The organism is Micromonospora trifolii (assembly GCF_050516465.1).
Taxonomy (GTDB): Bacteria; Actinomycetota; Actinomycetes; order Mycobacteriales; family Micromonosporaceae; genus Micromonospora; species Micromonospora trifolii.
The window spans coordinates 4,177,742-4,203,083 of record NZ_CP191526.1; the positions used below are offsets into that span (position 1 = coordinate 4,177,742).

The 25,342-nt window shown below is 72.3% G+C and carries 28 protein-coding genes; 9 read left to right on the forward strand and 19 right to left on the reverse strand.

From position 1 onward, the window contains the following. Positions 1-130 precede the first annotated feature (130 nt). Positions 131-622: a glutathione peroxidase gene (locus ACQRWP_RS19270; RefSeq protein ID WP_430496625.1), complete on the forward strand. Its 492-nt coding sequence runs from the start codon at positions 131-133 to the stop codon at positions 620-622. A gap of 32 nt (positions 623-654) precedes the next feature. Here ACQRWP_RS19270 and ACQRWP_RS19275 read toward each other — a convergent pair whose 3' ends face one another. After that, positions 655-870, reverse strand: coding sequence for a hypothetical protein (locus tag ACQRWP_RS19275; protein WP_430496627.1), 216 nt, complete (start codon positions 868-870; stop codon positions 655-657). Positions 871-994: 124 nt separating this feature from the next. On the opposite strand from ACQRWP_RS19275, the gene ACQRWP_RS19280 reads away from it, so the two are divergent. Continuing rightward, positions 995-1,669: an NADPH-dependent F420 reductase gene (locus tag ACQRWP_RS19280; protein WP_430496629.1), complete on the forward strand. Its 675-nt coding sequence runs from the start codon at positions 995-997 to the stop codon at positions 1,667-1,669. Between the two features lie 69 nt (positions 1,670-1,738). Here the strand turns inward: ACQRWP_RS19280 and ACQRWP_RS19285 are convergent, their stop codons facing one another. The 4 genes from ACQRWP_RS19285 to ACQRWP_RS19300 all read right to left on the reverse strand — a co-directional run bounded on the left by ACQRWP_RS19285 (position 1,739) and on the right by ACQRWP_RS19300 (position 4,402). Continuing rightward, positions 1,739-2,143, reverse strand: a complete 405-nt coding sequence (locus ACQRWP_RS19285) for an Imm50 family immunity protein (RefSeq protein ID WP_430496631.1) — start codon at positions 2,141-2,143, stop codon at positions 1,739-1,741. 13 nt (positions 2,144-2,156) lie between these two features. Continuing rightward, positions 2,157-2,372, reverse strand: coding sequence for a hypothetical protein (locus ACQRWP_RS19290; protein ID WP_430496632.1), 216 nt, complete (start codon positions 2,370-2,372; stop codon positions 2,157-2,159). 8 nt (positions 2,373-2,380) lie between these two features. After that, the gene (locus ACQRWP_RS19295; protein ID WP_430496634.1) at positions 2,381-3,982 is read right to left on the reverse strand and encodes a glycosyltransferase 87 family protein; all 1,602 of its coding nucleotides are present in this window, start codon (positions 3,980-3,982) and stop codon (positions 2,381-2,383) included. 69 nt (positions 3,983-4,051) lie between these two features. Continuing rightward, entirely contained in the window at positions 4,052-4,402 is a 351-nt protein-coding gene (locus ACQRWP_RS19300; protein ID WP_430496636.1) for a hypothetical protein, read from the reverse strand. Between the two features lie 122 nt (positions 4,403-4,524). On the opposite strand from ACQRWP_RS19300, the gene ACQRWP_RS19305 reads away from it, so the two are divergent. Both ACQRWP_RS19305 and ACQRWP_RS19310 read left to right on the forward strand, forming a co-directional pair. Beyond that, entirely contained in the window at positions 4,525-5,394 is an 870-nt protein-coding gene (locus ACQRWP_RS19305; RefSeq protein WP_430496638.1) for a DUF4397 domain-containing protein, read from the forward strand. Continuing rightward, entirely contained in the window at positions 5,391-6,068 is a 678-nt protein-coding gene (locus ACQRWP_RS19310) for a class F sortase (RefSeq protein ID WP_430496640.1), read from the forward strand. The genes ACQRWP_RS19305 and ACQRWP_RS19310 overlap by 4 nt, the downstream gene beginning before the upstream one ends. Position 6,069: 1 nt before the next feature. Here the strand turns inward: ACQRWP_RS19310 and ACQRWP_RS19315 are convergent, their stop codons facing one another. The 5 genes from ACQRWP_RS19315 to ACQRWP_RS19335 form a co-directional block, all read right to left on the reverse strand. After that, positions 6,070-6,420 (reverse strand): DUF2203 domain-containing protein, encoded by a 351-nt coding sequence (locus ACQRWP_RS19315; protein ID WP_036412622.1) that lies wholly within the window; start codon positions 6,418-6,420, stop codon positions 6,070-6,072. 46 nt (positions 6,421-6,466) lie between these two features. Beyond that, the gene (proC, locus tag ACQRWP_RS19320) at positions 6,467-7,285 is read right to left on the reverse strand and encodes a pyrroline-5-carboxylate reductase (RefSeq protein WP_203121894.1); all 819 of its coding nucleotides are present in this window, start codon (positions 7,283-7,285) and stop codon (positions 6,467-6,469) included. A gap of 72 nt (positions 7,286-7,357) precedes the next feature. Then, a complete protein-coding gene (locus ACQRWP_RS19325) occupies positions 7,358-8,386 on the reverse strand; it encodes a 6-phosphofructokinase (RefSeq protein WP_430503225.1) in 1,029 nt (342 codons plus the stop codon). Positions 8,387-8,548: 162 nt separating this feature from the next. Beyond that, entirely contained in the window at positions 8,549-9,052 is a 504-nt protein-coding gene (locus tag ACQRWP_RS19330; RefSeq protein ID WP_430496642.1) for a pyridoxamine 5'-phosphate oxidase family protein, read from the reverse strand. A gap of 78 nt (positions 9,053-9,130) precedes the next feature. Next, the gene (locus ACQRWP_RS19335) at positions 9,131-9,628 is read right to left on the reverse strand and encodes a polyadenylate-specific 3'-exoribonuclease AS (protein ID WP_430496644.1); all 498 of its coding nucleotides are present in this window, start codon (positions 9,626-9,628) and stop codon (positions 9,131-9,133) included. 269 nt (positions 9,629-9,897) lie between these two features. Between ACQRWP_RS19335 and ACQRWP_RS19340 the strand changes: the two genes are divergently transcribed. Continuing rightward, on the forward strand, positions 9,898-10,590 hold the full coding sequence (locus ACQRWP_RS19340) for a Crp/Fnr family transcriptional regulator (RefSeq protein WP_091407574.1): 693 nt from the start codon (positions 9,898-9,900) through the stop codon (positions 10,588-10,590). A gap of 148 nt (positions 10,591-10,738) precedes the next feature. Here ACQRWP_RS19340 and ACQRWP_RS19345 read toward each other — a convergent pair whose 3' ends face one another. Beyond that, complete coding sequence (locus tag ACQRWP_RS19345) at positions 10,739-10,906, reverse strand: hypothetical protein (RefSeq protein WP_430496647.1); 168 nt, start codon at positions 10,904-10,906, stop codon at positions 10,739-10,741. A gap of 211 nt (positions 10,907-11,117) precedes the next feature. Between ACQRWP_RS19345 and ACQRWP_RS19350 the strand changes: the two genes are divergently transcribed. Next, complete coding sequence (locus ACQRWP_RS19350; RefSeq protein WP_430496649.1) at positions 11,118-12,338, forward strand: MFS transporter; 1,221 nt, start codon at positions 11,118-11,120, stop codon at positions 12,336-12,338. Positions 12,339-12,394: 56 nt separating this feature from the next. Here ACQRWP_RS19350 and ACQRWP_RS19355 read toward each other — a convergent pair whose 3' ends face one another. Beyond that, positions 12,395-12,652, reverse strand: coding sequence for a hypothetical protein (locus ACQRWP_RS19355; protein WP_196918950.1), 258 nt, complete (start codon positions 12,650-12,652; stop codon positions 12,395-12,397). 137 nt (positions 12,653-12,789) lie between these two features. Between ACQRWP_RS19355 and ACQRWP_RS19360 the strand changes: the two genes are divergently transcribed. Further along, positions 12,790-16,272 carry an AAA family ATPase gene (locus ACQRWP_RS19360; RefSeq protein ID WP_430503226.1) on the forward strand — a complete coding sequence of 1,161 codons (3,483 nt, stop codon included), beginning with the start codon at positions 12,790-12,792 and terminating at the stop codon, positions 16,270-16,272. 42 nt (positions 16,273-16,314) lie between these two features. Here ACQRWP_RS19360 and ACQRWP_RS19365 read toward each other — a convergent pair whose 3' ends face one another. Then, complete coding sequence (locus ACQRWP_RS19365; protein WP_430496651.1) at positions 16,315-17,007, reverse strand: lysophospholipid acyltransferase family protein; 693 nt, start codon at positions 17,005-17,007, stop codon at positions 16,315-16,317. Positions 17,008-17,398: 391 nt separating this feature from the next. Here ACQRWP_RS19365 and ACQRWP_RS19370 point away from each other — a divergent pair, with 391 nt between their 5' ends. Then, the gene (locus tag ACQRWP_RS19370) at positions 17,399-18,250 is read left to right on the forward strand and encodes a DUF308 domain-containing protein (RefSeq protein WP_425698722.1); all 852 of its coding nucleotides are present in this window, start codon (positions 17,399-17,401) and stop codon (positions 18,248-18,250) included. 157 nt (positions 18,251-18,407) lie between these two features. Next, positions 18,408-19,904 carry an alpha,alpha-trehalose-phosphate synthase (UDP-forming) gene (locus ACQRWP_RS19375; protein ID WP_430496654.1) on the forward strand — a complete coding sequence of 499 codons (1,497 nt, stop codon included), beginning with the start codon at positions 18,408-18,410 and terminating at the stop codon, positions 19,902-19,904. A 19-nt stretch (positions 19,905-19,923) separates the two neighbouring features. Here the strand turns inward: ACQRWP_RS19375 and ACQRWP_RS19380 are convergent, their stop codons facing one another. From ACQRWP_RS19380 to ACQRWP_RS19405, 6 genes are all read right to left on the reverse strand, one after another. Beyond that, on the reverse strand, positions 19,924-20,718 hold the full coding sequence (locus ACQRWP_RS19380) for an alpha/beta hydrolase (protein WP_430503227.1): 795 nt from the start codon (positions 20,716-20,718) through the stop codon (positions 19,924-19,926). A gap of 79 nt (positions 20,719-20,797) precedes the next feature. Beyond that, a complete protein-coding gene (locus tag ACQRWP_RS19385) occupies positions 20,798-22,204 on the reverse strand; it encodes a flavin-containing monooxygenase (RefSeq protein WP_430496656.1) in 1,407 nt (468 codons plus the stop codon). 116 nt (positions 22,205-22,320) lie between these two features. Next, the gene (locus tag ACQRWP_RS19390; RefSeq protein WP_430496658.1) at positions 22,321-23,013 is read right to left on the reverse strand and encodes an endonuclease/exonuclease/phosphatase family protein; all 693 of its coding nucleotides are present in this window, start codon (positions 23,011-23,013) and stop codon (positions 22,321-22,323) included. 11 nt (positions 23,014-23,024) lie between these two features. Then, a complete protein-coding gene (locus ACQRWP_RS19395; protein ID WP_091407561.1) occupies positions 23,025-23,972 on the reverse strand; it encodes an ROK family glucokinase in 948 nt (315 codons plus the stop codon). A gap of 76 nt (positions 23,973-24,048) precedes the next feature. Beyond that, entirely contained in the window at positions 24,049-24,753 is a 705-nt protein-coding gene (locus ACQRWP_RS19400; protein WP_430496659.1) for a hypothetical protein, read from the reverse strand. Positions 24,754-24,784: 31 nt separating this feature from the next. Then, positions 24,785-25,240, reverse strand: coding sequence for an SRPBCC family protein (locus ACQRWP_RS19405; protein WP_210785075.1), 456 nt, complete (start codon positions 25,238-25,240; stop codon positions 24,785-24,787). Positions 25,241-25,342 lie beyond the last annotated feature (102 nt).

The window sequence follows — 25,342 nt, forward strand, 5'->3', positions numbered from 1 at the left end:
AGATGGTGAGACGGTACTCACGGCGTCATCAGTTCGTCAAGATGTGCATGTTTCGATTTCTCCTGGTGCACGGAGTGCATACGCTGCGCCCACCCCGGGTGGACGCCCGGCCGGCGCGTAGCCTCGGCCCATGACCGTCTTCGACATCCCGATCGACGCCCTCAACGGCGGCCCCGCCGACCTGGCCCGCTACCGCGGCAAGGCGTTGCTGGTCGTCAACGTGGCCTCGCGCTGTGGCCTCACCCCGCAGTACGCCGGCCTCCAGACGCTCGCCGACTCCTACGCCGACCGGGGCCTGGTGGTGCTCGGGGTGCCGTGCAACCAGTTCGCCGGGCAGGAGCCGGGCAGCGCCGCCGAGATCAGCGACTTCTGCCAGGTCAACTACGGGGTCACCTTCCCGCTGACCGAGAAGGTCGACGTCAACGGCCCCGACCGGCACCCGCTCTACGCCGCGCTCGTGGGCACCCCGGACGCCGACGGGCACACCGGAGACGTGCGCTGGAACTTCGAGAAGTTCCTGGTGGCCCCGGACGGCTCGGTCGCCGCCCGCTTCGCCCCCACGGTCGAGCCCGACTCCGACGACCTGCGCGCAGCCGTCGAGAAGGCCCTCCCCACCTCCTGACGCCCCTGGGGCGCTCCACGGCACCGCCTTGATCACCCTCGAGCATGGATGTAGCGGCCTCCCGACTTTCGGATGCCACTACATCCCGGATCGAGCGTGATCTTGCCGGGCCGGTGCCGCGGGACGACAGTCGCTCCGCCGTCGACCGCCCGCCCGAATCGCTCGTCACCGGAGAGTGGCACGTCCCCGGAGAGCCGGTCGGCGACCAGCGTGAGCAGTACGTTGTGCAGGGCGGGCTCGCGGCGCAACCAGGCACCCGCCGCGACGGCGAGGGTCGCGAGCGGCCTGCGCAGCTACCCGGCAGCGGGCAATCGAAATAACCCACCAGTCTGGTCGGGAATGCGTCGTGGGTGAACGAGGTTGGGAACGGGCATGACAACTGTAGGACTGATCGGCAGTGGCAACATCGGCGGCACCGTGGCCCGGCTGGCCGTCGACGCCGGCTACGACGTGGTGCTGAGCAACTCGCGGGGCCCGGAGACCCTCACCGACCTGGTCGAGACCCTGGGCGCGCACGCCAGCGCCGGCACCACGCAGGACGCGGCGCGGGTCGGAGACCTGGTGGTGGTCAGTGTGCCGCTGAAGGCGTACCGCGCGGTGCCCGTGGAACCGCTGGCCGGCAAGGTCGTCATCGACACCAACAACTACTACCCGCAGCGCGACGGCACCTTTCCCGAGCTGGACTCGGGCGAGACCACCAGCAGCGAGCTGCTCCAACGGCACCTGCCGGACTCGCGCGTGGTCAAGGTCTTCAACAACATCTACTTCAAGGGCCTGGCCGCGCTCCCCCGGCCGTCCGCCGCCGCCGACCGCAGCGCCCTCGCGATCGCCGGTGACGACGCCGCCGCGAAGGCCGAGGTGACCGCCTTCCTGGACCGGACCGGCTACGACGCGGTGGACGTCGGCCCGCTGGCCGAGGGGTGGCGCTACCAGCCGGACACCCCGGCGTACGGCACGATCTACTCCGCCAGCCCGACCGACTGGGAGCACCCGGCCCCGGGCGAAGCCGCCAAGCTGCGCGCCGCCCTGGCCGCCGCCACCCGCTGAGCAAGGTCCGCCGCCGCCCCGCCCGCGATCGCCCACCGGGTGGTCGTGCGGAGGGCGGCGGCGAGCCGCCTAACGGTCAGCTTCCCGCCCACCATCCAGGTACGCCCCCAACACGGACACCGTGACTGAAGCCGCCACCGCCGATACGACCATCGACGCGGAGCGAACCTCGAGGCTCACCCCGTTTGCGGGTCGAATCTCCATATCGGCGATCACTTCGGTGGAGATGCCGACCAGTCGTAGCTCACTGACACCGCCGAAGAGAAGTTCGACCTGAACCATGTTGAATCCGGCGCGAAGCCATTTGGCTGGCGGGTTGGCCGGGTACGCGGGCAGGTCCAGTCTGAACCGAACAGTCGGTCCCTCGCGCTCGACGACCAACTCGTGCAGGCTGACCCCACTGAGCGACGGAGGCCCCTCCGGAAAAATCTCCTGGAGGCCCTTCGGATTCGTGACCAGGTCGATCCAGCTCATATCGCCCCGAGACCTAGGCGCGTGAACCCGTACAACGTCGTCCGCTCCATTCGATGGCCCACTCGGAGAGACGGAAAAGAGTGGCCAACTCCTCCTGGTCCCGCACCCAGTGGTCTCCGCCGTCTGACGGATCCTCGAGCTGGTCGACCAGAAAGACGTAGTACCCGCCGGTGATCTCGGCGTCCCGGTGGACGTGGATGACGTAGCCCTCGTTCTCCCCGGCCAACACCCCACCTCCTACCGGGTGGTCGTGCGGAGGGCGGCGGCGAGTTCGTCGTCGTAGCTGGCGATCTGCTGCCCGTCCGAGGCGTACGCGACGAGCCGGCCGTGCGCCATCGTCGCCGACCGGAACGAGAAGGTACGCGTGCCCGGGTAGGCGGCGAGCAGCGGAATGGCCCTGGGTGCGCCACCCGGGGCGGAGTAGTACTCCAGGCGGGTCACCTGCGGGGAGACCACGCCGTTGACCCGGACCTTGGTCTTCTCCGCGCGGGTGCCGAAGGTGACCGGCACGTCGGTGGCGAAGGCGGCGCATTCGGCCGGACCACGGCAGACGAAGAAGTATCGCGGGTTGACCACGTCGTCGAGGCTGTACGCCTTGAAGGTGGGATCGGCCCCGGCCGGCAGCGGCTGCACGGCGAAGAACGCGACCGCCACCGTGGCGGTGACGCCCACCCGCAGCCAGGCACGGCCGGCGGCCGGTCGTCTGCTCGTGCGCTGGGCGGCGACAGCGACACCGCCGAAGCCGACGAGGCACAGGAGGCACACCCCGACGGCGCGGGCGTTCTCGAAGAGGAACTGCACCCCCGGCCGCGTCGAGATCGGGCTGAGCACCGCGCCCAACGAGACGACCATGGCGGCGAGCAGCGCCGCGCCGGCGGCCCGCTGGGTGAGGCCGGACGCCCCGATCAGGAGCATCGCGGCGAGCACCGGCCACACCTGGTGGTGGGTCCAGGACACCGGGGACGCGGCCACTGTGGCGCAGCCGACGAGCACGGCGGCGTGCCCGGGGAAGCCCTGCCGCGTCAACTGTCGGGCCCGGAGCAGCGCCGCCGCGCAGACCACTGCCACCATGCCGGCCCAGAGCAGGGGCAGCGCCGTCTCGTCGACGCCGACGCGCAGCAACATTCCGTGCAGGGACTGGTTGCCCAACGAGGCCAGATTGCCGATGCGCGAGGTCTGTCGCACGGTCTCGGTCCAGTAGGACCAGCTCTCCCCGGGAAGCACGATCGCGGCGAGCCCCGCGCAGGCCACGAACGTGGCCGCCGAACGGCCGGCGTCGCGGTAGCGCCCGACGGCGAGGAAGTAGACCACGAACAGCAGCGGGGTGAGCTTGATCGCCGCTGCCACCCCGACCAACGTCCCGCGCAGTCGGGGTGGGACGACGCCCAGCCCGTCGAGCAGGGCCATCAGCACGATGAAGATGCTGACCTGCCCGAAGCGTAGATTGCTCTGCACCGGCGCGGAGAGCATCAGCACGGTGGCCGCCAGCGCCACGACGAGCGGGCGCCGGGAACGTCGGGTGGTCAGCGCGACACCGACCGACCCAGCGATGGCGACGACCGCCGCGCACGTCGCCACCAGCCAGATCCCCTGGAGTACGCCCTCGCTGACGGCGGTGATCGGCCACAGCACGAGAGCGGCGAACGGCGGATAGGTGAATGGCCCGCCGTTCTCCGCCACATATCCGTACAGCGGCTTGCCGGCGTGCAGATCGGACAGCGCGCCGTAGTAGATGTGCAGGTCGGAGAGGCGGTCTGGACGGCGCAGAACGAGCACACAGGACACCAGCGCGACGACGACGAAGGCCGCCCACGCCAGCGCCACCCGGCGATCCCGCATCGTCCGAGAATAGGCGACCACGGCGGCCCGCGACGGCCCCGTGGCGGCAGACGCGGGACATCGGCCGGGTCAGGTCGTGGGATCGGGCAACGGCTCGTCGGCGACGCGGGCCACCCGGTGCGCCAGTTCGGCGCGCAGTCGGTGGACGTTCGGCGTGGTGGCGACCAGCGACAGGTGGATCTCCTGCTGGCTCCGCCCGCGGGCCCCGTTCCACCGGCCCACCCGGCCCCGTTCCCAGCGGTTGAGCACCGGCCGGGTCCGATCCCGATCGGCGATGTCGACGACCAGGGTCGGGCTCATCCGGCCCCGCACCTCGGCTCGGGTCAGGTCGGGCCAGTCCACCTGAACCGTCCCACCGCCAGGCAGGGTCAGTTCGAGGAAGTCGCGGGTCAACCGGAGCGGCAGCCCGCTCGTCTCCATACCTTCGATCGGTAGCGACAGTCGACAAAAACATCGCCGTGGCAACTTGCGTCACAGTCCTGTTCACGGGACCCTGTTCTCTGGGTTGCCGCCCGCTCACCGAACGTGCCCCCGGAGGCGACATGCACACGCTCCGTACCGCGCCCCGCCGGCTCCTGGCCGGCTCCGGCGCGCTCCTGCTCGGCACCGCCCTCGCCACCGCCGCCATTCCGATTCCGGCCAACGCCGCGACCGGCGCCGACACCGTCGGATACGTCCGGCTCGCGCACCTCTCCCCGGACACCCCGGCGGTGGACGTCTACCTGGCCGCGCCGGGCGCGGCGAAGCCGCAGGTCTTTCCCGGGGTCGGTTACGGCGTGGTCTCCGACTACCTCGAACTCGCGCCGGGCCGGTACGCGGTGGCCATGCGCGAGGCCGGCGCCCCCGCCACCGACCCCCCGGTGCTGACCACCGAGGTCGCGGTGACCAGCGGCGACGCATTCACGGTGGCCGGTGTCGGCCGGCACGCCGACCTCGGCCTGCGAGTGCTCAACGACGATCTCAGCGCCCCCACCGACGGGCGCGCCAAGGTGCGGGTCGTGCAGGCGTCGGTGCGGACCCCGGTGCTCGACGTGGCCGCCGCCGACGGCCCGATGATCGCCGACGGGGTGCAGTTCGCCACCACGACCGAATACCAGCAGGTCGAGCCGGGCAGTTGGCGGCTGAAGTTGACGGGTGCCGGCGGGCCGAGCACCGAGGCCGAGGTGCGGCTCACCGGCGGCGCGGTCTACTCGCTGCTGGTGCTCGACGCGAAACAGGGCGGGCTCACCGCCGAGCTGCGCCGCGACGCCGAGGGCGGCACCGTCGTCCCGGCCGGCGGGGTGGACACCGGCGCCGGTGGCACCGCCGGGGCCGAGCTCGACGCGTACCCCCTGGTGGCCGGTGGTCTGGCCGCGGCGGCCGGCGCGGTGGCCCTGCTGCTCTGGCGTCGGCGGCGGCGCACCACCTGGTGAGCGCCGGGCCGGACCCGTCGATCCGGCGGCACCGTGACCGCCGGATACCGCTGGCCGCGCTGGTCGCGGCCAGCGCGGCGGTCTGCCTGGCCGTTGGCACCGGGGTCGGGCTGGCCACCACCGGCCCGCCACCGCCGGTGGCGAGCTGGCACCCCGGCTGCGGCGGCGACTGCCCGTCGGTGGCCGCCGCGCCCACGCCACACGGTCCGCCCACGCGGGTACGCGTACCGCGCATCGACGTCGACTCACCGCTCACCGTGCTGGGTCTGGACCGCGCCGGCGCGCTGATTCCGCCGACCGACTTCCACATCGCTGGCTGGTATGGCGGCGGCCCGGCCCCGGGCGACACCGGCCCGGCCGTACTCGCCGGGCATCTGGACTCACGACGCGGCCCGGCGGTCTTCGCCCGGCTCGGCGAGCTACGGCCCGGCGACCTCGTGCAGGTGTGGCGCGGCGGGCAGCGGTTGTCGTTCCGGGTGACAGGGTCACTGCGTACCCGCAAGGACCAGTTTCCGACGGCCGTGGTCTACGGCCCGACACCCGGGGCGGAGCTGCGCCTGGTCACCTGCGGGGGCGACTTCGACCGGCGGCGGGGCCACTACGTCGACAACGTGGTGGTGTTCGCGGTGACCGAGGCCACCGACCCGGTCCTGCCGACGTCCGCGGCGGGCTGAGTCAGAGAGGGCGGCGGCCGGCGAAGCCGCACTCGGCGCGGTGGTACCAGCGCACGTCGGAGTCGCCCTCCAGCCAGCACCACAGCACGGCACGGCCGGCCCGCTCGCCGGGGAAGTCGAGCAGCACCGGGGCGATGCCCTTGACCTGGATGTCGTGCTGGTGCAGCTCGTCGACGACGGCGTGCAGCCGAGCCTCCAGCGCCTTGACCTCGGCCAGCCCGCCGAGCGCGCTCACGCCGTGGTCGGCCAGGTCGGCGCGCAACTCGGCCAGGTCGGCCCGGACCCGGATCAACTCGTCGACGCGCGGTTGCAGGGTGGCCACCAGGTGCCGGGCCTGGGCAAGTGTGAACACCGGGCCAGTATGCGGCACGCACGGCCCCGCGACGCGACCCGATCGCTCAGTCGGCCTGTGCCGCCAGCTCGCGGGCGCGGTCCCGGGCGGCCTCCAGCGCGGCGAGCAGCGCAGCGCGTACGCCGTGCTTCTCCAGCTCACGAATCGCGGAGATGGTGGTGCCGGCCGGTGAGGTGACCGCCTCGCGCAGCTTGACCGGGTGCTCGCCGGAGTCGCGCAGCATCACCGCCGACCCGATCGCGGTCTGCACGATCAGCTCGTGCGCCACCTGGCGGGGCAGCCCGAGCAGGATCCCCGCGTCGATCATGGCCTCGACCAGCAGGTAGAAGTAGGCCGGGCCGGAGCCGGAGAGCGCGGTGACCGCGTCCTGCTGCGACTCGGGCACCCGGATCGTCTGGCCGAGCGGCTTGAACATCTCCTCGGCCAACGTCAGGTGCGCCCCGGTGGCGTGCGCGCCGGCGGAGATCGCGGTCATCGCCTCGTCGACCAGCGCCGGGGTGTTGGTCATCACCCGCACCACCGGGGTGCCGTCGGGCAACCGGCGGCTGAAGAAGCTGGTGGGCAGACCGGCGCAGAGCGAGATGACGAGCTTGTCGGCCGGCACCTTGGGGCCGATCTCGTCGAGGAGCGCGGCGGCGTCCTGCGGCTTCACCGAGACCGCGAGCACCGCCGCCTCGTCCACCGCGGTCAGGTTGTCGACCACCCGTACGCCGTAACGGGCGGTCAGCTCCTCGGCGCGAGCGGGCCGGCGGGCGGTGGCCAGCAGCCGGTCCACCGGCCATCCCGAGCGCAGCAGCCCGGAGAGCATCAGCTCACCGATCTTGCCCGCGCCGATCACCGCGACCGTGTGCACTCCGGCTGACATGTCGGCCCGTACCCCCTCGCATTGGGTCGCGGCGCGGCGGACCCGCAGGCCCGCCGCGCCGCCGACGATCGATCAGCTGCCGAAGAAGACCTCGGCCTCGGCGTACCGCTCCAGCGGCACGGTCTTCAGCTCGCGGGTGGCCTCGGCGAGGGGCACCCGGACGATGTCGGTGCTCTGCATCGCGACCATCTTGCCCCAGTCGCCGTCGTTGACGGCGTCGATGGCCTGCAGGCCGAGGCGGGTGGCGAGCACCCGGTCGAAGGCGGTCGGGGTGCCACCGCGCTGGATGTGGCCCAGCACCACGGTGCGGGCCTCCTTGCCGGTCTTGGCCTCCAGCTGCTCGGCGAGCCACTGGCCGATGCCGCCGAGGCGGACGTGGCCGAACGAGTCGAGCTCCTGGTTGGCGAGGACCATCTGGCCGTCGAGCGGCTGGGCGCCCTCGGCGACCACGACGATCGGGGCGTACTGGTGCTGGAAGCGCTTCTCGACGTAGCCGGCCACCTGGTCGACGTCGAACTGGCGCTCGGGCAGCAGGATCACGTTGGCGCCGCCGGCCAGGCCGGCGTGCAGGGCGATCCAGCCGGCGTGCCGGCCCATCACCTCGACGACCAGGGTGCGGTGGTGGCTCTCCGCGGTGGTGTGCAGCCGGTCGATGGCCTCCATCGCGATGTTGACCGCGGTGTCGAAGCCGAAGGTGTAGTCGGTGGCGCCGAGGTCGTTGTCGATCGTCTTCGGCACGCCGATGACGTGCACGCCCAGCTCGTAGAGCTTGGTGGCCACGCCGAGGGTGTCCTCGCCGCCGATCGCGATCAGCGCGTCCACGCCCTGGGCGGCGAGGTTGTCCTTGATCCGCTCGACGCCGTTCTCGATTTTGAACGGGTTGGTCCGGGACGAGCCGAGGATGGTGCCGCCGCGGGGCAGGATGCCGCGAACGTCGGCGATACCCAGGGGGCGGGACAGACCCTCCAGCGGGCCCTTCCAGCCGTCCCGGAAGCCCACGAACTCGTGACCGTAAGTGGCGACGCCCTTGCGGACCACCGCCCGGATGACCGCGTTGAGACCGGGGCAGTCGCCCCCGCCGGTGAGCACGCCGATACGCATGATCCGCTCATCCTCCTGGAGCATCAGGTAAAGCCCGATATGCCCCAGGATATGTGTCAGGTCAGACCATCGGCGCCGTTGCCGGCCCGGGGCGGGCCGTCACTGCGAACTGTAGTCGGCCCGCCAGTACGACGACAGCGCGCCCCGGGCACCAGCCCCCGGTCAATAGGTCACCTCGTGGTTCTCGCCGGCCTTCGGCGGCCGGCCGGTGACCGCGGCCTTCGCGTAGCCGAGCAGGTTCACCACAGTGCTGTTCGGCGAGTCCCAGTACTCGGCGGAGCTGGCGTGCACCTTGATCAGCGTGAGACCGGAGGTGTCCAGCCCGCCGGGGAACCACGCCTTGAGCAGCGGGTTCCACAGCCGCTCGGCCCGGGCCCGGTCGAACCCCTCGGTGGCGGTGCCGGAGATCGACACCCACGCGTTGTGCTTCTGGTCGGAGAAGGCGACGTTGACCTCCGGGTTCACCCGGATCTGGCGGACCTTGGCCGAGTCGGCGTAGGCGAAGAACCACAACTCGCCGTCGAACTCGGCCTCCTGAAGCCCCATCGGTCGACTCACCTGCCGCCCGTCCAGAGCAGTGGTGGTGAGCATGCAGATCCGCGCGGCCCGGGCCAGGCCGGTGACCCGGGCGCGTGCCTCCGCGGCGTTGCTCGGCTGGTCGCTCATGGCAATCTCCCTCGGCTCGGCTGGTCGAACCGTTGCCCGGGACAGAACCGGTCAAACCTACGGCGGCGCGGCCACCATTCAACGGGCGGTCATCGCCCGCCAGCGGGCCAGATTGTGTCGGGCATCGACCAGCGCGTCGTGCCGGGCCGCGTCCGCGTCCGGCAGGGGCGGCCGGCCCCGGTCGTCCCAGAGCTGCCGCAGCTCCTTGGTGTAGCGGGGAATCTCCCGGGGCAGCGCCGGCATCGCACCCCAGAGCTGGGCGAGCACCACGTGGTCGTACGCGGCGAACCAGGCCCACAGCTCCAGTTGCTCCCCCGGCCGATCCCGGATCGGCTCGACCAGGAAGTCGTACAGGTCGTCGCGGATGCGCTCACGCGAGCGCCAGGCCCGGTCCGCCGGGGAGGGCAGCTTGTCCAGCACGTTGCGTCGGACCCAGGGCACGGCGCGGGTGTCGTCGAACTCGGTGGAGACCGCGTAGAACTCGCGGCCGTACTCGTCGACGACACCGATCGAGACGAGGTCGACGGTCGTGCCGTCCTCGATGAACTCGCAGTCGTAGAAATAGCGGTAGACCATTCCGGGCATCCTCGCCCACCGCCGCACGGCCGCGCCCGGCGGGGCCCGTCCGGAGGTCGACCGAGCCGCGGCGACACCTCGTGAACGGCGCGTCGCAGCTCGTGACGGTCACGGAAGTGCTTCGAGGGGTGTACAGCAAGCGACCGGACCGTCATGATCTGATGTGTACCGCTACCGGACGCCGAATCGGTGTCAGTTCACCTTGTCGGGGCCCATCAGGTTCGCCCGGTGAGCGAGTTGTGGTCCATGACCGGGGGAGGGGTTGGGCCGTGGAGGTTCGCCTGCCAGAGCCGGGTGACGCGCTCACGGGTGTTGAGATGTTCGCCGGACTGGAGCCCGAGGTGCGGCAGCGCGTCATCGCCGCCGCCGTTCCGCGCACCTACCGCAAGGGCCAACTGCTCTTCGTGGAGAACGACCCCGGCGAGTCGCTGATCGTGCTGCGCCGCGGCGCGGTGGCGGTCTTTCGCACCGCACCCACCGGCGAGCGGGCCGTGCTGTCGGTTATCCGTCCACCGGACGTGCTCGGTGAGGTCTCCCTGCTCGACGCGTCCACCCGGTCCGCCTCGGCCGAGGCCATCGAGGACTGCGCGGCGCTGGCGCTCTCGCGGGGCGCGTTCATGGAGTTGGTGCACTCCAACCCACGCATCCTGGATGCGGTGATGCGCTCACTGGGCGGGCTGATCCGCCGGCTCACCGAGCAGAACGCCGACCACGTCTTCCTCGACCTGCCCGGTCGGGTGGCGAAGACGCTGGTCCGGTTGGCCGGCGAGAGCCAGGCACCGATGATCACGATCGAGCTCAACCAGAGCCAACTGGCCGAGATGGCCGGTGGTTCCCGGCAGAGCGTCAACCAGGCGATCGGCTCGTTCGCCAGCCGTGGTTGGCTGCGTACCGAGGGCCGCCGGATCGTGGTGACCGACGTGGCCGCGCTGCGTCGCCGCGCCGGCATGGCCGACCGCTGACCGACCGGCCCGCCCGGTTCGTCGCCGGTCGAGCATCCGAGCTGGACACGCGCCACCCGCCGCCGCCCGCTCCCCCATCCGTACGCACGGCTGCGCCGGCTGCCAGTGGCAGCCGGCGTCACCGTTCTCGCGGTTCAGCGGGTCGGGCTCAGCGGGTCGGGCCGAGCCAGCGGGTCGCGCCCGGCCAACGGGCCGCGGCCGACTGGTAGCCGGGGCCCGCCCAGAAGCCCGGTCCGGCCCAGAAACCCGGTCCGGCCCAGATGCCCGGTCCGGCCCAGCCGCTCGCGGTCGTGGTGGTCGTCGTCGTGGTCGCCATGTCGTCCCCCTGGTCGATGAGTGGTGGGTGTCGTGCCTGTCTTGCCAAGGACGCTATGGCGTAGACCGGTATGACAAAATAGGACAAATCGACATGAATCACTGGCTGAAGAGCGGTTGTTGGCCTCCACACCGCGCTGACAAGGTTGCCGCGCCCGCCCCTGTTCCAGGGCCCGTGCCGACATACCCGCAGCAGTGAGGAGCCACCGGTCATGTCATTACTCCGCGGCAATGTCGCATTTCGTCGGTACTGGTCGGCGCGCCTGGTGTCGTACACCGGTGACCAGCTGGCCCGGACGGCGCTGCTGATCGCCGTCTACGACCGGCACGGTGGCGGCGCGGTCGCCCTGCTGCTGCTGGCGTCGACGGTGCCCCGGCTGCTCGGACCGTTGCTCGGCGCTCTGGCCGACCGGTTCGACCAGCGCCGGCTGATGATCGGTTGCGACACCGCCCAGGCGTTGACGTACCTCACCGTCGCGCTGCTCGCGCCGCCCCTGCCCGTCCTGCTGGCGCTGATCACCGCGGCTACCACGGCCGCCACCGCGTTCACTCCCGCCGGACGCAGCCTCCTCCCCCGCCTGGTCGAACGCGAGCAACTGCCGGCGGCGAACGCGCAACTCGCGACCGGTGTCAACATCGGGCTCGCTGCCGGGCCAGCCGTCGGCGGCCTCCTGCTGGCGACCCTCGGGCTGACCGCCACGCTGCTCGTGGACGCGGCGACCTTCGTCCTCTCCGCGTTGCTGATCGGCGGGGTCCGGACGCTCTCGACGACCGGCGCAACCCGCCGGTCCGAACCACTGCACACGGTGCTGCGCGAAGGGCTGCGGGTGGTCCGAGGGCACAGCGTCGTCCGTGCGGTCTCGGTCGGGTTCCTGGTGATGGTGATGTTCGCCGCGCTGGACAACCTCGCCATCGTCCCCCTCGGACGCGCCGAACTGGGCGCCACCGAGGTCACCATCGGTTTGCTGGGCACCGCCTACGGCGTCGGCATGGTGCTCGGTCCCATGTGCCTGGCGCGAACCGGCGTACGCATCCGGATGGACCTGGTCCTCTACGGAGCGCTGCTCGCGCTCGGCGCCGGAACGCTGGTCACCGGTCTCAGCCCGGTGATCGCGCTCGCCATAGCCGGTCAGGCGGTGGCCGGTGTCGGCGCGGGCTGGCACAACGTAGCCGCCGACACCCTCATCCAGCAGAACGTGCCGGCCGAACGCCTCGGCGTGGTGTTCGGCACCGTCTACATGTTCCCGTACGCGGCGGAGGCACTGGCCTACGCCGTCGGCGCACCGCTGTTGGCGGTGGTCGGGCCACGATGGGTGCTGGTCATCTCGGGGTTGGGTGTGCTGGCCACCCTGGGGCTGATCGCTCCCCTGCTCACCCGGGCCCTGGGGCTACGGCTGCCGACACCGGGCAGGTTCGCGGCGGTCAACGGGTGAGGCCGCACGACAGGTGCGGCCGGCGGACCGTTGGCCCGCCGACCGCACCCGGACGATCAGTTCTCCTTGCCGTCGGCCGGCGGCGCACCCGGCCCCGGACCGATCTTCTTCGGATCGGTCGGCTTACCAGCCGTGGACGTGCTCGACGAGGTGGTCGTGGTCTCCCCCGACCCGCCCGACTGACCCTCAGGCTCTTCCACCATGCCCTGCTCCTCCAGTTCGGCGAGAGTGACCGCATCGACGTCGATCGTGTCGCCCGGCGCCCACTGCGTGCCACCCGGATCGGTCCACGAGGCGGACAGTCGTACCTGCACGGCACTCTCCCTGACATGAAACTTCCTGGTACGGAACACTAACCCCGACCGATCGACGCCGTTGCCCGTCCGCACGTCGGGTACCCGACTGGGCCGACCGGCCGCGATACTGACCTCTTTCGCCCACGGAGCTGAACATCGACCTCAAGTGTGGACACTGCGCACGCGCGGCCGGGCCGGACGACCGCTTCTGCGGCGGGTGTGGCCAGCCGCTCGGGGTCAACTGTGCGCACTGCGGGCACGCCAACAGCACCGAGGTGAACTTCTGCACCAGCTGCGGTCAACCGCTGCGGGACCACGTCGTCGCTGTGCAGGAGGACCGGCGTCAGGTCAGCGTGCTCTTCGTCGACATCGTGGACTTCACCAGCTACGCGGAGCGGGCCGACCCGGAGCAGGCCCGCAGTCTGCAACAGACCTACTTCGCCACTGTGCGCCGGATCGTGCACCAGTACGGCGGGGTGGTCGAGAAGTACATCGGCGACGCGGCGATGGCGCTGTTCGGCGCACCGGTGGCCACCGACAACGACGCGTTGCGGTGCGTCCGCGCCGGCCTGGAGCTGCAACGGAACCTGGCCCGCCAGCCCGCCGGTCCGCAGCCGCCGCTCGGTTTCCGGGTCGGCATCGCGACCGGCGAGGCCCTGGTCGACCTCTCCGCCACCCGCGACGGTGGGCAGGCCTTCGTGACCGGAGACGTGGTCAACACGGCCTCCCGCCTGCAGGGGTTCGCCCCACCGGGCGGTGTCGTCGTCGACGAGAGCACCTGGTCGGCCACCCGACACGAGATGGAGTACGCCGACCAACCACCGGTCACCCTGCGCGGGCGGTCCGCGGTGAGCCGGATCTGGCTGGCCGTCCAGGTGCGACCACACCGGGACCCGCGCGGCGCCGAGCTGACCCCGATGGTGGACCGGGACCACGAGCGCGGCCTACTGGTCAACGCGCTGCACCGGATGGTGACCGAGCGGACCTCCCAGTTGGTGACGGTGTTCGGCCCGGCCGGTGTGGGCAAGAGCCGGCTGCTGCGCGAGCTGGCCCGGCACGCCGGCAGCATGCCCGGCCCGCCGATCACCTGGCTCGTCGGGCAGTGCCCGCCGTTCGGCGAGAACGTCACCTGGGCCGCGCTGTCGGACATCGTGAAGACCTGGGTGGGCGTGCCGGAGGTCGACGACCCTGCCGCGCTGCGCGAGCGGCTGCGGTCCCGGCTGGGGCAGCTCGCCGACCCGCACGCGACCCGGCTGGCCGAGGCGCTCGGGCCGCTGATCGGCGTACCCGGTGAACGGCTCACCCCCGGTGAGACCGAGGCCGCCTGGCGGCGGTTCCTGATCGCCCTGGCGACCACCGGCCCGACCGTGCTGGTCTTCGAGGACATGCACTGGGCGGACCAGGCGATGCTCGCCTTCGTCGAGCAGTTGGGCGCGTCCGCGCGCGGCGTACCGCTGCTGGTCGTCGCGACCGCCCGGCCGGAGCTGCGGGAACGGAACCCGGCCTGGACCGGCACGATCAGCGGCGCGATGTCCATCTCGGTGCCGCCGATGCACGACACCGACATCGACACGCTCTACTCGCTGCTCCTCGGGCAGGCGACGCTGCCCTCCAGCTCGCGTACGCCGCTGATCGAGTTCGCCGACGGCAACCCGCTCTACGCCCAGGAGTACGCCCGGATGCTGCTGGACGGCGGCCTGCTCGACGCGGTCGGTCCGACCCCCCGCCTCGACCTCGACGGCGGCGCGGAGATGCCCCGCACCGTGCAGGCGGTCATCGCCAACCGGCTCGACCTGCTGGACCCGGCCGACCGGGCGGTGCTCCAGGCCGCCGCCGTGGTCGGCGTGGTGTTCTGGGCCGCGCCGGTGGCAATGGCGTTGGGACGGCCGGTGGAGTGGGTCGAGCGCGCGCTGGACCGCCTGCAACGTCGCGACCTGGTGTACGAGCAGAGCACGTCGACGATGCCCGGCCAGTCCGAGTACCGGTTCCGGCACATCCTGGTGCGTGACGTCTGCTACCAGCGGCTGCCCAGGGCCGAGCGGGTGCTGCGCCACCATCGCACCGCCGACTGGATGGCGCAGCTCACCGACGGCCGGCAGTACGACCTGGCCGAGGTGCTGGCCAACCATCGTTGGGCGGCGCACGAGATCGCCCGGACGGTCGGGCTGGACACCGCCCCCTACGCCCCGTCGGCGCGGGCCGCGCTGCACCGGGCGGCCCGCCGGGCGTACGAGCTGCACGCGCTGGACACCGCCGCCGCGCTGGTCGGCCGGGCGCTGGCCCTGGACGTCGGGCCGGACCCGGCGCTGGAGCTGTTCGACGCCGAGCTGGCGTTCTATCGGGACGGGGACGCCTTCCTGGTGGCGGGGGGCACGGACATCCTCACTAGGCTGGCCGAGCGGCTCACCACGAGCGGCGACCGGACGGGGGCGGCGCGCGCCTGGACGCTGCTCGCCACCGCCGCCTGGAGTCGGGCCGACCGGTCGGCGACCCTGCACTGCCTGGACCAGGCGATCGGCATCTACGGCGACCTACCGGACAGTCAGGAGAAGGCGGGCGCCCTGCTGGAGCTGGCCCGAGTGCACATGCTCAACGCGGAGACCGAGCCGGCGTGCACCGCGGCGCGGGCGGCAGCGTCCCTCGCCGAGCGGCTCCAGCTGCGCGAGGTCCAGGCCAACGCGCGGATCACCCTGGCCGTGGCGCGCTACCTGGCCGGCTCCGCCTCGGCGTTCCCGGAGCTGGCGGAGGTGACCGAGCACTGCCGGGTGGAGCGGCTGACCAGTCGACGCCGGGCGGTGCAGAACCTGGCCTGGGCGTTGCAGGAGGAGGGCGACCTGGCCGGCTCGGCCCGGTTGGTCGACGAGCAGCTCACCCTCGACCTGGGCGGCGAGCACAGCCTGGCCACCAGCTTCGCCGACGAGTGGGCGCGGTCGTACTACGCGGGTGACTGGACGGCGGCGCTGGCGATGGCGGCGGAGTCGACCCGACGGCCGACCGCGGAGTGGGATCTGCACATCGTGGCGGTCTCGGGTTGGATGCGCGGGCTGGCCGGAGCCGAGCTGGTCGGGCCCGACGACACCGCGGGGCCGGACGGACCGGGTGGGGATCTGGTCGAGCAGGCGCTGGTGGCGGCGCGGCGCAGCGGCTTCCACCGGGTGCTGCGTTCCACCCTGGCGCACGCCGCTCTCTGCCGGGCGGTGCAGGGCCGCCGCGACGAGGCGATGGCGTTGCTCACCGAACTGGACGAGGACTGGCAACGGACCCGGATGATTCCGTTCGCGGAGTGGGTACCGGCCGTCGGGCACGTCGCCGGGGTGCTCGGCGCGGACGCGGCACGGTTGGTCCGGCAGCTGCTCGACCGGGCGCCCCGGATGACGCCGTGGGCTGACGCCGCCGGTCAGGTCGCCGACGCCACGCTGGCCCGGCACGCCGGGGACGCCTCGACCGCGGCGAACCTGCTGCGCTCGGCGGCGGCGAGCTACGCCCGGATGACCGACGTGACCGACGAGGTCATCACGCTGGCGCTGGCCATCGGCCCGCTGGCCGAGACCGACCCACCCGCCGCCGTGGCGACCCGCGCCCGCCTGCACGACTTCGCCACCCGTCACCACGCCCCCGCGCTGCTCCACCTGCCCTGACCGCTGAGCGGGCCCGGCAGGGCGGGCCGGCAGGGCGGTGGCTCAGGCGGCCAGCGGCGCCGGGACGGGCTCCTTGAGCTTCTGGGCGTAGATGTCGACGTACTCCCGACCGGAGAGTTCCATCAACTCGTACATGATCTCGTCGGTGACCGCGCGCTCGACGAACCGGTCGCCGGCCATCCCGGCGTAGCGGGAGAAGTCCAGCGGCGCCCCGAACCGGATCTTCACCCGATCGATCTTGGGGATGAGCTTGCCGGGCGGTTGGATCTCGTCGGCGTTGAGCATCGCCACCGGCACCACGACCGCGCCGCTCTCCAGGGCGAGCCGGGCCACTCCGGTCTTGCCCCGGTAGAGCCGCCCGTCCGGGGAGCGGGTGCCCTCGGGGTAGATGCCGGCCACTCCCCCGGCGCGCAGCACCTGCAACTGGGTGTCCAGGGCGGCGCGCGCGGCCCGGCCGCCGGAACGGTCCACCGGAATCGTGCCGGTGCCGACGAAGAACATCTTTGTCAGCCAGCCCTTGATCCCCTTGCCGGTGAAGTACTCGGCCTTGGCGACGAAGGTGACCTTCCGGGCGGTGATCAACGGTGTGAAGATCGAGTCGGAGAAGGAGAGGTGGTTGCTCGCCAGGATCACCGGGCCGGTCGCCGGCACGTTGCGCAGGCCCTCCACCTGCGGGCGGAAGATCAGCTTGAGCAGCGGACCGAGGATGACGTACTTCAGCAGCCAGTAGAGCACCGGCGTCCTTTCCCGTGGTGTGCCCGCGACAGCGCCAGCCGTCGTCGCCGCCGAGCCTACGAAGCGAGCGCTCTCACCACAACGGACGAGACCGGGGCACTCATCGGCGGTCACCGCTGCCCACGTCGTTCGACCGCCGGCGGGTCGGTGGGGCGCGTGCGGCGGGTCGCGGCGCCCCGCCGCCAACGATCACCGAGATCGCACTTGTCGCGCAAGAACGGACAAAGGAGCCCCACCGCGACCTGCGGGAGCAGCCGTGACTTTGGAAGACGCGACACAACGCACTCCCGGAACCATGCCCTGACGTGTCACGATTCAGAGCACGGCGTGCGCACGGGCGCCGAAGGGCAGCGGTGGCCGCGCCGGAAGGCGCGTTAAGGGGGATGTCCGGGTGTCAGCGGGTGGGGCCCGCCGGGGACGGCGGGACAACGGGCTCGACGCGAACGAGTACGCCGTCGTCGGCGACGTCGATCCGCGCGTCGGTGAGCACCTGCTCGACGTGCTGGCCGCCGGTGGAATCGCCGCCTACCTCCAGCCCTCCGCCGACCTCAACCCGGTCACCCGCACCACCACAGTGCCGGCCCGGCCGGTCGACCGGCTCTACGTCGACCGCTCGCACCTGACCACCGCACGGGACTACCTGACCCAGCTCGCCGACGAGACCGCTCCGGAGCAGCCGCCGGCGCGCGACGAACCGGACATCGACGCCGAGTGGGCGCGGATCGTGGCGGGCTTCCACACCACCTCCACGCCCGGTGACCACCCGTGGCCGGCCTCGGAGGACGTGGACGAACGGGACACCCGGGACGAACCAACCTCCGGGCCGCTGACCCGCTCCGGCACCGACGAACCCGGTCCGACCGCCACCGACGTTCGCCGGCTACCGTCCGCGACGGACATCTCCGGGATCTCCGTGGGGCGCGGCACCCGACCGGACGAGCCGTCGCTGCTGGACGGGTTGGACACCTTCGGCGCCGACCTGCCCGACGACGAGGACGACGAGGGTTACCACCCGCCGCCACCGCCGCCGCTGCCGCGGGTCAGCAAGTACGCGGTGATCGGCGTGCTCGGGGTGGTCGTCGGGTTCGTGCTGTTCCTCTTCCCGTGGCTGCTCCCGATCGACCGCTCGGCGGTCACACTGTTCGGGTTCACCGGCATCCTGGCCGGTTTCGTCACGCTGATCTGGCGGCTACGCCCCGGCGACGAGGACGAGGACGACCCGGACAACGGCGCCGTCGTCTGAGGTCGGCCCGCATCCCGGGACGGCAGCGCCCCGCCGGGGGCGTAACAGTGGTGTAACTTACTGTCAGTAGGAATACCGCTGTACGTCACTTCCCCCGCTGACTGACCGGTTTTCCCTTGCTCGCGGCGGTCAGTCTCTGCTGATCGGAATGCCCGAGATGCGACAGAGTTCTCTCGTGGTGGTGGCCAACCGCCTCCCCATCGACGACAACCAGGCCCCCGACGGTGCCTGCGAGTGGCGGCGCAGCCCGGGTGGGTTGGTCAGCGCGCTGCACCCGCTCCTGCGGCACACCCCGGCGACCTGGGTCGGCTGGGCCGGTGGCACCGGGTCGGCCCCCGCCCTGCCGGACGTGGACGGCGTACGGATGCACACCGTCGCGCTCAGCCCGGAAGACCTGCGCGATCACTACGAGGGGTTCGCCAACGCGACCCTCTGGCCGCTCTACCACGACTCCGTGGAGCAGCCGCAGCACCACCGCCGCTGGTGGGAGGCGTACCAGCGGGTCAACCAGCGCTTCGCCGAGGCGACCGCGCAGGTGGCCGAGCCGGGCGGGGTGGTCTGGGTGCAGGATTACCACCTGCAACTGGTCCCCGGTCTGCTGCGCGCGCTCCGGCCGGACCTGCGCATCGGGTTCTTCCTGCACGTGCCGTTCCCACCGCCGGAGCTTTTCATGCAACTGCCCCGCCGGGCCGAACTGCTGCGCGGCATGCTCGGCGCCGACCTGGTCGGCTTCCAGCGGGTGCAGGCGGCGCACAACTTCGCCCAGTTGGTGACCCGCGTGCTGGAGCTGCCGGCCACCGACCGGCGGATCGGCATCGACGACCGGGTCGTCCGCATCGGCGCGTTCCCGGTCTCCATCGACACCGCCGAGATGGCCGCGCTCGCCGACCGCCCGGACGTGGCCGCCCGGGCCCACCGGCTCCGCCAGGACCTCGGCGATCCCCGGCAGGTCGTCCTCAGCGTGGACCGGATGGACTACACCAAGGGCATCGAGCAGCGCCTCAAGGCGTACAGCGAGTTGCTCGCCAGCGGCGACGTCAAGGTCCGCGACACGGTGCTGGTGCAGGTCGCCATGCCGAGCCGGGAACGCGTCGGCCAGTACCAGATCCTGCGCGAGCGCATCGAGCGCGAGGTCGGCCGGATCAACGGCGAGTTCGGCCGGGTCGGCGAGCCGGCGATCCACTACCTCACCCAGCCCTTCGACCGGGCCGAGCTGGCCGCGCTCTACCGGGTCGCCGACGTGATGGCGGTGACCCCGTTGCGCGACGGAATGAACCTGGTCGCCAAGGAGTACGTGGCCGCGCGGGTCGACGACACGGGCGCACTGCTGCTCAGCGAGTTCGCCGGCACCGCCGCCGAACTGTCCCAGGCGTACCTGGTCAACCCGCACGACCTGGAAGGGCTCAAGCAGGGCCTGCGCGCGGCGCTGCGGGCCGACCCGGCCGACACCACCCAGCGGATGCGGGCCATGCGCGCCCACCTGCACCAGCACGACATCCGGGCCTGGGCCCGCTCCTACCTGCACGCCCTGGACGAGGGCGGCGCCCTGGTCAGTCGCCTGAACAGCACCGACGCCGGCTCCGACGGCAGCGCTCGGGTGCCCCGGCCAGCCACCCCGACCGGCAGCCCGGCCGTCCACCAGCCCGGCGGCTGACCGCCGGTGGCCCGGCTGCTCAATGCGCCGCCGGCTCCTTCTCCAGCCAGTCCAGGATCGCGTCGATCGGCTCCGCCCACCGCGCGTCCAGCATCAGGTCGTGGCCCATCCCGGGGAAGAGCAGCGGGGCCGACCCGTACCGGCGGGCCACCCGGGTCAACGTCGACGCCGGCACCACCCGGTCGTCCGGGCTGCCCAGCACCAACACCGGAGGCGCGCCCACGGCCGGCTCGGCCTCCGGCTCACCCAGCAGCGCCCACTGCGCCCGCCGACCCGCCCGACCGAGGCGTCCGACGTACCGCCGGGCCTCCTCGTCGGGCAACTCGCGGCTGAACAACTGCCCCCGGTTGAGCCGCAACGGCCCGCCGAACACCGCCGGCAACGTGCCTGCCGGGTTGCGGCGCAACGCCGCGCCCAGCAATCCCCAGCCGCCGAAGACCGGCGCCACCAGGACCGCGCCCCGCGCCGGGTAGCGGGCCAACGCGTGCGCCACCACCAGAGCCCCGGCGCCGTGCCCCACCAGCACCGCCTGCCGCGGCAGGCTCGCGGCCACCTGGACCACATCGTGGGCGTACGCCCGCAGCGTCGCCTCCGGCGCCGGCTCGCTGCCACCGTGCCCGCGCAGGCTCACCGCGTACGCGGGGAACCCCCGCGACGCCGCGTGACCCAACCAGTGCTCGGCGAACGCCCACGCGCCGTGCCCGAACCCGGGTACGAAGAGCAGCGGCGGACGCCCCTCCTCCAGCTCGGGGACCGCGCTGAGCACCTCCCGCCGGGCCGGCCGGACCGGCCGGGACCACTCCCGACCCCGCATGATCCGCAGCTCACTACTCGCGCTCACCGTGCCAGCCTTTCGTTCGCGACTGCGGGGCTCGCAAGCTCACTCCTCGCGCTCACTTGCCCTCCAGCTCGACCAGGGCGCGTTGGATGGCGCGCAGATAGTCGGCGTGCCCGACCTCGAACCAGTGCCGGCTGCTGTCCTTGACCGGCCCGGAGTACCGCTCCCCCGCCCGGTCCCGCACCCGCTGCGCGAACGCCGTCGCCCGTTCCGGGCGGTCCCGGCGGGCCTGTAGCAGCCGGGCGAAGAGCACCGTCTGCCAGTGCGACAGGGTGAACAGCCCGGAGTCCGGTTGCAGCAGGCCGGCGACGGCCAACGTCGGATGCCCCGGGGTGAACGCGTTGAGCCACAGCGTGGGCCGGCCCGCTCCCGCGCTGTCCCCGAACACCGACGCGTCGAGGAACTCGAAGCGCGGCAGGTAACCGGTGGCGAAGACGACCACCTCGGGGTCGATCTCGCGACCGTCGGCCAACTCCACGGCGTACGGGTGGAACCGGGCGACGTCCGGCACCGGGCCGATCCCGCCGTGGCCCACGTAGTAGACGAGCTGACTGTTCGCGATCGGGTGCGTCTCGTACACCCGGTGGTCGGGCTTGGGCAGGCCGAAGCGGGTCAGGTCGCCGACTGTCAGCCGCAGCGTCCAGTGGTAGAGCCACTGCCGCACCCGCAGCGGCACCCGCAGCGCCAACAGGCTGTCGTTGACCTGGTCGGCGGGGCGACCGAGCACGTACTTCGGCGCGTACCAGTAGCCGCGCCGGGTGGAGTGCCAGCAGCGCGACGCCTGCTGGGCGGCCTCGACGGCGATGTCGCACCCGGTGTTGCCGGCGCCGACGACCAGCACCCGCTTGCCGCGCAGCTGCGCCGGGTCCTTGTAGGACGAGGCGTGCATGATCTCGCCGCGGAACTGTTCGAGGCCCTCGTAGCGGGGCAGCTTCGGCGACCAGTTGTGGCCGTTGGCGATCACCACAGCGGCGTACCGGGCGGTGCGCTCGGGGCCGTACCCGCCGGTGGAGCGGGTGGTCACGTCCCACCGATCGCCCTCGACGGGTTCGACCCGGATCACCTCGGTGCCGAACCAGATGTGCGAGCGCAGGTCGAAGTGGTCGGCGTACCGCTCGAAGTAGGACAGCAGCTGACCGTGGTGCGGGTAGTCCGGCCAGGAGTCCGGCATCGGGAAGTCGGGGAACTGGGTGAACGGCTTCGACGAGATCAGGTGGGTGCTGGCGTACACCGGGCTGCGGTCGTGCCGCCAGTTCCAGGCGCCGCCGACGCCCGTCTCCCGCTCGTAGCAGTCCACGCCGAACCCGTGCTCGCGCAGGTTCTTGATGGCCGTCAGGCCGCTGGCCCCGGCCCCGATGACGCAGACCGTGTCGCCCCGGTCGGAGACCGGGCGGCCGTCGCTGTTCGGCGCGGGCGAGGTCGCCTCCGGGTCGGGCCGGCCGTGGTCGGTGGAGGTGGACACCGGGGACATCTCCTTTTGGTACGGCAGGCGTGCCGGTCGCCGCGAAATCCTCTCCACAACCGGGCCGGATGTCCAGTCCTGAGCCGGACCGCCGACGGTCGAGCCGGGGCCGGGGGTCAGCCGGTGGTGGGTAGCAGCAGGTCGACCAGGACCGGGAAGTGGTCGCTGGCCCGGCGGGTCTGCGGGGTGTCCACCACGTCGTAGTCGACCACCGTGATCCGCGGGTCGACGAAGAGCGCGTCGATGCGCCGGCGCGGGTCGGCGCAGGAGTAGGTGAGCCGCTCGGCCCGGTCGGCCGCCACCGCCGCGTCGGTCAACCCGCGCGACACCGTGGCCCAGGCAGGTCCGTCCGGGCCCTCGTTGAGGTCCGCCCCGGCCAGCACCGGGCTGGTCGTCGCGTCCAGGCCACGCTTGAACTCGGTGGCCTGGGAGGGCCGCTCGGCCGGGTCGGTGGACAGGTGCGAGCCGGCGAGGGTGAACCGGGCGTCACCGACCCGGCAGTCGGCGTACGCGGCGCCGCGCAGGTGCCGGCCGGGGGTCAGCGGAAAGCGCTGGCAGCGGGTGCCCAGCACCTGGACCCGCAAGCTGGTCAGGAGCAGGTTGCCCAGGGCGGGCAGCCCACCGGCGGCCACCACCAGACCGAACGACTCGGCCAACGTGGCGGACTTCTGCCGCCACCGGAACCGGCGCGGCCCCTCCTGCACGATCACCACGTCCGGCGTCGCGGCCCGGACCACCGCCGCCAGGGCGGCGGTGTCGTCGCGCTGGCTGTGGATGTTGTACGACACCACGCGCAGCGGCACGCCCATTCCGGACCGCCTCAGATCCGGCGGGCCAGGTCAGCGGCGCCGATCACCCCGGCGCTGTTGCCCAGCTCCGCCGGGAGGACCTCGGCCACCGGCAGGCGACCACGCTGGGCGAGCGCGTCGAGGTACGAGCGGCGGGTGGGGCCGAGCAGCAGGTCACCGGCGTCGATCACCCCGCCGCCGACCACCAGGGTCTGCGGGTCGAGGATCTGCGCCATGTCGGCGAGGCTGGTGCCCAGCCACCGGCCGATCTGGGCGAACGCCTCGGCGGAGACCGGGTCGCCGCCCTGCGCGGCCGCGGTCACCATCGGGCCGGTGATCGCCTCGGCCTCGCCGCCGGCCAGCTTCAGCAGGGCGGTGGCCCGGTTGGGCTCCTGCCGGGCGCCGGCCCGGGCGAACCGGACCAGGGCGCTGCCGCTGGCGTACTGCTCGATGCAGCCCAGCCGGCCGCAGCCGCACTGGTGCCCGTCCGGCACGGCCAGCATGTGGCCCAACTCCGCGGCGATGCCGTGCGCGCCGCGCATCAGGTCGCCACCGAGGACGATGCCACCACCCACACCGGTGCCGATGGTGAACATGATCATCGAGTCGTCGGCGTCGCGGGCCGCGCCGTAACGGAACTCGGCCCACGCGGCGACGTTCCCGTCGTTCTCCACGATCACGGGCAGCCCGACGGCCTCGCTGACGTACTCGCGCAGCGGTTCGTCACGCCAGGCCAGGTTGGGAGCGAAGAGCACCGTCGAACGGCTGGCGTCGATCCAACCGGCCGCGCCGATGCCAACGGCCTCGATGGTCCGCCCGGCAGCCAGCTCGCCGACCAACTCGATGATGACGTCGCGGGTCTTGGCCACGTCATCGGCGGGAGTGTCCCGTCGGGTCTGCACGAGGACCGTGCCGGTGTCGTCCACGACACCGCCGGCCACCTTCGTGCCACCGACGTCGACTCCGATGGTCAGCGTCACCGCTACCGCCCCCCTCTGCTGTGCTGTCCGGCCCCGGTCCCGGCCCAGTGCCGGTCCGGGTCGGAAGGTCCCGCGCTCAGGCGCCGTCGCCCGATGCTTCCGCGTCGGCGTCATCGGGCACCCGCGAGGCGGGCACCACGGGGCGGGTGGTCGGTGCCGGTACGGTCGCCGTCCCGGCCTCGTCGACGGGTGGTACGGCGGCCGGGGCGAGTGGGTCCGCCGTCCGGGTGGCGACCGACCAGACATCCCGCTCCGGCGCCGGCTGAGAATCATGCCCGGTACGGGTGGCATCGCGCCACACGTGGTCGTCGACGGTCGCGGTGGGCGGGGCGCTCGGTGCCGGCTCGGGGAACACGTCGTCGGTGCTCGCGGTGGGTGCCGGCGAGGGCGGGGCGGTCGGCTCGGCGGCCGGCTCGGCGGGGCTCGGCGCGGGCGGTTCCGCCGGGGAGAACGCGCGGAGCAGGCTGGCGACGCCCGCGGCGAGGTCACCGGCGCCGGTGGCGAGCCGTTCGGCGAATTCCGGACTCGGGTCCCGCAACGCGGCGATGCCCCGACAGACCGGGCAGACGCAGCATTCGGCCGAACCGGTGGCGAAAGCACCACCGGTGCCGGAGCGGGCGTCCGGGCCCGCGCTGTGACCGAGGACACCGGACAGCATCCCGCCCAACGAACCGAGCGCGCCCCCCGCCGAGCCTGCGGAGGCCAGTCGCGCCCCCGCCAGCAGGGTGGCGACCAGCCGCTCCGCCTCTTCCCGGGCCGAACCCGGATCCGTTCCGCCCACCGTCGGCTCCTCTACCGTGCCACCGGACACGTCACTGCGCCGCACCGGTTGCTTCTACCCGGCGCTTGAGCTGCTTCAACGCGGTGTCCATGATCATCTTCTCGGCTTTGCGCCGAAACATCCCGAGCATGCCGACCGACAGGTCGACCTCCAGCGTGTAGGTCACAGTGGTGCTGCCGTCCGGGTTACCCACCAGGTCGTACGAACCACGCTGGGCCTTCTGCATCTTCGAGGGGGCGACCAGGTGCCACTCGATCCGGGACAGGTCCTCGGCGTACTCGTAGGCGAGCACGTACTCGTCGGCCATCACCCCGGCGTCGATGGTGAAACGCACCTGACTGGCGTAGCCGTCCTCGTACTCCTCGACGACCTCGGCGCGACGCACCGCGTCGGTCCACTCGGGGTAGCGCGCGAAGTCGCAGATGACCGCCGTCACCCGATCCGGTGCGGCGCCGATGATGATCGACTGGGTGGAGGAGTCCGCCATGGGGGGAGGCTACCCGCCTCCTGGTTGTCTCACCCCGACCGCCCGCCGGGTAGGTTTCGTCACATGCCGACGCCACGGCGGCGGCCGGACCATCCAGTGCGA

Coding starts and splice junctions, on each gene's coding strand:
- ACQRWP_RS19380 (WP_430503227.1), bottom strand. CDS start 20,718: ATGCGGGGTCGGGAGTGGTCCCGGCCGGTCCGGCCGGCCCGGCGGGAG.
- ACQRWP_RS19325 (WP_430503225.1), bottom strand. CDS start 8,386: ATGCGTATCGGCGTGCTCACCGGCGGGGGCGACTGCCCCGGTCTCAAC.
- ACQRWP_RS19285 (WP_430496631.1), bottom strand. CDS start 2,143: ATGAGCTGGATCGACCTGGTCACGAATCCGAAGGGCCTCCAGGAGATT.
- ACQRWP_RS19350 (WP_430496649.1), top strand. CDS start 11,118: ATGTCATTACTCCGCGGCAATGTCGCATTTCGTCGGTACTGGTCGGCG.
- ACQRWP_RS19270 (WP_430496625.1), top strand. CDS start 131: ATGACCGTCTTCGACATCCCGATCGACGCCCTCAACGGCGGCCCCGCC.
- ACQRWP_RS19300 (WP_430496636.1), bottom strand. CDS start 4,402: ATGGAGACGAGCGGGCTGCCGCTCCGGTTGACCCGCGACTTCCTCGAA.
- ACQRWP_RS19295 (WP_430496634.1), bottom strand. CDS start 3,982: ATGCGGGATCGCCGGGTGGCGCTGGCGTGGGCGGCCTTCGTCGTCGTC.
- ACQRWP_RS19280 (WP_430496629.1), top strand. CDS start 995: ATGACAACTGTAGGACTGATCGGCAGTGGCAACATCGGCGGCACCGTG.
- ACQRWP_RS19375 (WP_430496654.1), top strand. CDS start 18,408: ATGCGACAGAGTTCTCTCGTGGTGGTGGCCAACCGCCTCCCCATCGAC.
- ACQRWP_RS19335 (WP_430496644.1), bottom strand. CDS start 9,628: ATGGTCTACCGCTATTTCTACGACTGCGAGTTCATCGAGGACGGCACG.
- ACQRWP_RS19305 (WP_430496638.1), top strand. CDS start 4,525: ATGCACACGCTCCGTACCGCGCCCCGCCGGCTCCTGGCCGGCTCCGGC.
- ACQRWP_RS19405 (WP_210785075.1), bottom strand. CDS start 25,240: ATGGCGGACTCCTCCACCCAGTCGATCATCATCGGCGCCGCACCGGAT.
- ACQRWP_RS19330 (WP_430496642.1), bottom strand. CDS start 9,052: ATGAGCGACCAGCCGAGCAACGCCGCGGAGGCACGCGCCCGGGTCACC.
- proC (WP_203121894.1), bottom strand. CDS start 7,285: ATGTCAGCCGGAGTGCACACGGTCGCGGTGATCGGCGCGGGCAAGATC.
- ACQRWP_RS19345 (WP_430496647.1), bottom strand. CDS start 10,906: ATGGCGACCACGACGACGACCACCACGACCGCGAGCGGCTGGGCCGGA.
- ACQRWP_RS19390 (WP_430496658.1), bottom strand. CDS start 23,013: ATGGGCGTGCCGCTGCGCGTGGTGTCGTACAACATCCACAGCCAGCGC.